Genomic DNA, 244 nt, shown 5'->3' on the forward strand with positions numbered 1-244 from the left:
CTGCGCAACGAGCTGGGCGCGCATTACGACGCTGAACGGGTGGATGCCTTCCTCCAGGCCTGCCCGCACATGGTCGCCTTTTTCGAGCAACACACCGCCCTGCAGTTCGTCGACGGCAACGCTATCCCCGACATGCACGGCGACACACCCGGCGCCGCCACCGGCGGCCACCAGGTCATCGCCGCCCCCTATGATGCCCGTGAGGTGGGCGCGCTGTTGCCGCGCCTGCGCAAGACCCTGCGTG

The 244-nt window shown here is 68.9% G+C and carries 1 protein-coding gene; it reads left to right on the forward strand.

Annotation, left to right across the window (positions count from 1 at the left end; all coding sequences use genetic code 11):
• The coding region (locus SB765_RS32800; protein WP_410932914.1) for an FAD-binding protein at positions 1-244 on the forward strand (244 nt) is incomplete at both ends.

This window comes from Pseudomonas sp. SIMBA_067 (genome assembly GCF_046534675.1).
Taxonomy (GTDB): domain Bacteria; phylum Pseudomonadota; class Gammaproteobacteria; order Pseudomonadales; family Pseudomonadaceae; genus Aquipseudomonas; species Aquipseudomonas putida.